The organism is Neptuniibacter sp. (assembly GCF_024231755.1).
Lineage (GTDB): Bacteria > Pseudomonadota > Gammaproteobacteria > Pseudomonadales > Balneatricaceae > Neptuniibacter.
This window is the reverse complement of the sequence record NZ_JAAEQH010000271.1, coordinates 1-4,973: the sequence shown is the minus strand read 5'-3', so window position 1 is coordinate 4,973 and position 4,973 is coordinate 1. Positions and strand designations below refer to the sequence as shown.

General features: G+C 48.4%; 5 protein-coding genes. 4 read left to right on the top strand and 1 reads right to left on the bottom strand.

The window, feature by feature from the left end; all coding sequences use genetic code 11:
- The 4 genes from GY843_RS15740 to GY843_RS15725 all read left to right on the top strand — a co-directional run.
- Positions 1-946 (top strand): CaiB/BaiF CoA-transferase family protein (locus GY843_RS15740; protein WP_297310971.1); only part of this gene is annotated, 946 nt, incomplete at its 5' end.
- Between the two features lie 160 nt (positions 947-1,106).
- Positions 1,107-1,460 carry a transposase gene (locus GY843_RS15735; protein ID WP_367183860.1) on the top strand — a complete coding sequence of 118 codons (354 nt, stop codon included), beginning with the start codon at positions 1,107-1,109 and terminating at the stop codon, positions 1,458-1,460.
- Positions 1,403-1,792 carry an IS66 family insertion sequence element accessory protein TnpB gene (gene tnpB, locus GY843_RS15730; protein WP_297310970.1) on the top strand — a complete coding sequence of 130 codons (390 nt, stop codon included), beginning with the start codon at positions 1,403-1,405 and terminating at the stop codon, positions 1,790-1,792. Before GY843_RS15735 ends, tnpB begins: the two co-directional genes overlap by 58 nt.
- 74 nt (positions 1,793-1,866) lie before the next feature.
- Positions 1,867-3,441: an IS66 family transposase gene (locus GY843_RS15725; protein WP_297310968.1), complete on the top strand. Its 1,575-nt coding sequence runs from the start codon at positions 1,867-1,869 to the stop codon at positions 3,439-3,441.
- Positions 3,442-4,369: 928 nt separating this feature from the next.
- On the opposite strand, the gene GY843_RS15720 is transcribed toward GY843_RS15725, so the two are convergent.
- Positions 4,370-4,973: enoyl-CoA hydratase-related protein (locus GY843_RS15720; RefSeq protein ID WP_297310967.1), on the bottom strand; the 604-nt coding region annotated here is incomplete at its 5' end.

Here is a 4,973-nt window from a genome sequence, read left to right as displayed (position 1 = left end):
TGAAGCAATCAAAATTATTCACCAGTTAGTTAAAGAGCACGACGTGGTACTTGAACAGTTCCGTCCCGGCGTCATGGATAGGTTAGGTTTGGGTTACGCCACACTTAAGAAAATCAATCCAAAGCTGATTTACTGTGCCATCACTGGTTATGGGCAAACAGGCCCTTATAAAAGTCGTGCAGGGCATGATCTAAACTATCTTGCACTGGCAGGGATCAGCAGTTATTCACGCCGAGCCAACCAAGCTCCTGTTCCTCTGGGGGTCCAGGTCGCCGATGTTGCAGGCGGCTCACTGCACAGTGTAATTGGCATACTTGCGGCACTACATCATCGTGATAAAACTGGTGAAGGTCAGTTCATTGATATCAGCATGACCGATACGGCTTTTGCTTTAAATGCCATGAGCGGTGCAGGTCAAGTCGCAGGAAATATGTTACCTGACGCTGAAACTGAACTACTAAATGGCGGATCTTTTTATGACTACTACGAAACCAAAGACGGTCGGTATTTTTCAGTAGGAAGCCTCGAACCCAAGTTTTTCTTTGGACTTTGTGATCTGATCGGACACCCTGAGCTTAAAGAACTTAGTCACGGTACTGATAGCTCATTAAAAGATAGGCTAAAAGTCGTTTTCAAAGATAAGACGTTCTCAGAATGGAAAGATATTTTTGCGACTAAAGATCTTTGTGTAGAACCTGTCCTGAATATCCAAGAAGCTTGCGAACATCCCCAACTAAGATCAAGAGAGATGATTGTAAAGGTGCCTACCGAGAAAGGAGAAGCCCAAAAACAAATAGGCTGTCCAATTAAATTCTCTAGTAGCAAAGCCACATATTTACGAACAGGTGGAAAAATAGGTTCGCATAGTGAGGAAATTCTAAAAGAGCTAGGCCTTGAACAACAAGAGATCGAGGCACTTGCACACAATAAAATAGTTAAGCTTTGATCTCTAACCTTCCGATCGTAATAGCGCCAATCAGCATTGCTGACATGGCGCTTTAGATTTTATTCATTAGCATGATTATGGTAAGCGTCCGGTCAACACATCTTCTACCCTACGTTTGAATCACTAATATAGGTGTCCACCTATTTTTAAGTGGACACCGATGATGACAACATTAAGCATACCCGCAGCACAGCGAAAGCGTCGCCGTTTCTCACCCGAGTTTAAAGCCCGGATCCTTGACGCCTGTCAGCAACCGAACACCTCCGTCGCTAGTGTCGCGCTGGAACATAATCTCAACGCCAATTTAGTGCGTAAATGGATTCGTAATACCAGGCCGACGCCAGATCAGCCCGATTTTATCCCTCTACCACAACCACAATCTTTAGCCTGTCGATCTGGACGTACTGACCCGATTCGTATCGAAATTCCCCATCGTCGGGGAGCAGTTGTCATTGAATGGCCGCTGTCAGGTGCAGATACATGTCAAACCCTGCTGCGGGACCTGCTGCAATGATCCGCATTGACGAGATCTGGTTAGCCACCGAACCACTCGATATGCGAGCGGGGCCCGATACAGCCCTGGCCCGGGTGGTTAAAGTATTCGGTGTGGCCCGTCCTCATTGTGCGTATCTGTTTACAAACAAACGTTGTAACCGGATAAAGGTGCTGATCCATGATGGTTTGGGTATCTGGCTTTGTGCCCGCCGCTTGCATCAGGGCAAGTTCTGTTGGGCTGAACGCTGGCGAGGTGATTGCCTGTCTCTATCACCGGAACAGCTCACCGCCTTGGTACAGGGACTTCCCTGGCAACGCATGGGCCCGGAGGGCGCGATCACGCTGATCTGACATAGGCCGTGCAATCTGGCTATTAGCCGATCTGCGTGTCCTCAGTATCCTAAACTTCTGGCATACTGCTCGGTATGAGTACAACACCTGACTTCTCACAGCTCTCACCCGAACAGCTTCGCCAGTTGACGATGGAGCTGATGGTACGCGTCGAACAGCAGGATCAGATGATTGAGCAAAAGGATCAGCTCATGGAGCAGCGGGATGAGACGCTCAAACAGCGGGATCTTCGCATCCAGCAACTGACCCACGAAGTGGCTCTGCTCAAGCGCCACAAATACGGTCAGCGTAGTGAGCACCTTCATGCGTTGCAAATCAGTTTGTTGGATGAGGTCGTTGATACCGACATTGCCGGTATCGAGGCAGAGCTGGAGCAGTTAAAAACCACACCCTCTGCGCCTGCAGCTAAAAAACAGCCCAAACGTACACCGCTCCCCCCGGAACTCCCACGAACTGAAATCCATCATGAGCCGGAGCACACGCACTGTCCTTGCGGTTGCCAACTGCGCCGGATCGGTGAAGAGGTCAGAGAGAAACTGGACTACGTACCCGGTGTGTTCACTGTAGAACAACATATCCGGGGTAAATGGGTCTGTGATCACTGTGAGACTCTGATGCAAGCCCCGATGCCTGCGCATGTTATCGATAAGGGGATCCCAACGACGGGCCTCTTGGCACAGGTGATGATCGCTAAATATGCGGATCACTTGCCTCTGTATCGACAGGAACAGATCTTCGCACGTGCAGGAGTACCTATCTCACGCTCAACATTGTCGGAGTGGCTTGGTGTCTGTGGTGTTCAGTTACAACCGTTGGTTGATGCGCTGCGTGAGTTGATTTTGAATGAACCGGTTTTACATGCGGATGAAACCCCGGTGCCGATGCTGGCACCAGGCAAGAAGAAAACTCATAAGGCCTATATCTGGGCCTACGCCACCACGGCTTATGCCCCGCTCAATGCCGTTGTCTATGACTTCACGCCAGGAAGGGGTGGTCAGCATGCGCGTGACTTCCTCGGAGACTGGAAAGGAAAACTGATCTGCGATGACTACGGGGGTTACAAACAGAGCTTTGCTAAGGGCGCGACGGAGATCGGTTGTATGGCTCATGCCCGGCGTAAGTTCTTTGACCTGTCTGTGGCGAATAAAAGTCAGATTGCCGCTCAAGCGGTTGAGTACATCGGTCAACTCTACGAAGTTGAACGAAGAGTACAATCACTAACGGCGGCAGAGCGTGAAGCGCAGCGGCAAGAACATTCACAGCCCATTGCCGAAGCGTTACATCAGTGGATGCAGCTCCAACGGCAGAAGATACCGAAGGGGATAGCCACCGCCAAGGCGCTAGACTACAGTCTCAAGCGTTGGGCAGCACTCACTCGTTATCTGGATGATGGTACGCTGCCGATCGATAACAATCGCATCGAAAACCTGATCCGGCCTTGGGCATTGGGTCGGTCAAACTGGCTGTTTGCGGGATCATTGAGAAGTGGTCAGCGTGCGGCCAACATTATGAGTTTAATCCAATCGGCGAAGCTGAATGGGCACGATCCCTATGCTTACCTGAAAGATGTTCTGGCCCGTCTACCGACACAGAAGGCGAGTCAGCTTGGTGAACTGTTACCACAGAACTGGGCCCCGCAGCTATGTTGACTGAGCAAGGCAAGCAGTAAACGCTTAAAAAGCCAAAGCCCGCCACAGACGAGTCGTCCATGGCGGGCCTTCTCGCTGCATCCTGGCAGGCTTGTTATCATCCGTGATTTAGGAGCAGAGGTTCTCATTCTTGAGAAAATAGCAATCCATTGCGCCTCTGCTTTGGTTGTACATTACCTGTTGCTCTTTGAGCTTGATATAAGAAAAATTCCTAAAAAATGACTTCTGCTACAAAATGAGTGGAGGAGAACCCTGCGCAGGTTAATAAAGGGGATTGGCCGGACGCTTACTGATTATGTACGACGGGATGAGAATGGCTAAGCCATAGATTATTGGACAAGCGATCACTGCTGGATTGTTCTTGGAAACAAATGCTATCCAGATAGTTCTTTGCTTTCGCAATCGAATACTAAGGTTAGCTTCAGGTAAATAAAAGAACACCATAGCAGTGTTCTCAAGGCACCATCACTTACGATTTCGGCTACTTCACACTCCCCTTCAGAAAAGACAAATCCGAACAGCAAGCCAACCAATATAGAGCTATTCAGGTTAAGTGAGCTAACAAACCACCCATGTCTACAATAATCAGGACGCTAAGCTTAGGGAACCTACGAAAAAATCCTGGCTAACTTCTGTCTTTCAGTTTGAAGTGTCATCCAGGCAGCGCTTTGCAGTAATGTCTGGACCTTACAAAAAGTGAAACCGTAGAGTACGCATCAAACTGAAAGCCCCGAAGCACCCAAGGGCATAAAGGCAAGACCTGTCGCACCCAACTTCGTTGTTGCAAACTTTGCTAAGGACTATGGCCATTTACGGCAGATTGCGCATAGAATTTGTGCACGGCAGGCTCCTGCGGTAATTTACCAATCTTAATCAGAGAATAATCACAAACTTTGTTACGGTAGTTGTTCTAAAACAGCGATGTGTTTTATCGACGGGCAAAATCTTTTATGAGTGTTTGCGCTTGGTTAGTTTTCACTAACACTCCCTGAAGCTTGGCTTCATAATCCATAGCTTCAGATAAGGTCGCGCTATTTGCGTAGTTAATCTGGGATTTAAGGACTTTCAATGTTTGACTCGGCCTAGAAGCAATTAGACTGGCGAACTCCTCAACTCGAAGCATGAACTGTTTATCAGGGATGACTTCATTTACCAAACCCCATTTCAGAGCTCCCTCTGCATCCAGAAAGTCAGCAGACATTGTCAATGCAGCAGTACGCATCATTCCAAGCCTACGGTTCAATAACCAAGAAGCTCCCATATCCATAGCCAGGCCTATCTTAGAAAAACTAAAGACGTAGCGAGCTGATGCAGCTGATATCGCAATATCACATGCTAAAGCAAGACTAACCCCTGCACCCGCTGCCACTCCGTTGACCGCAGCAATAATTACTGTAGTCATAGACTGCAAGTACTCTATAACAGGATTTGCGAAGCTCTTTAACCAACCTTCCAATTTGTCCTTGTTTTCTATTAACAAACCATTTGAAAGATCGGCTCCTGAGCAAAACCCTTTTCCTGCACCAGTAAGA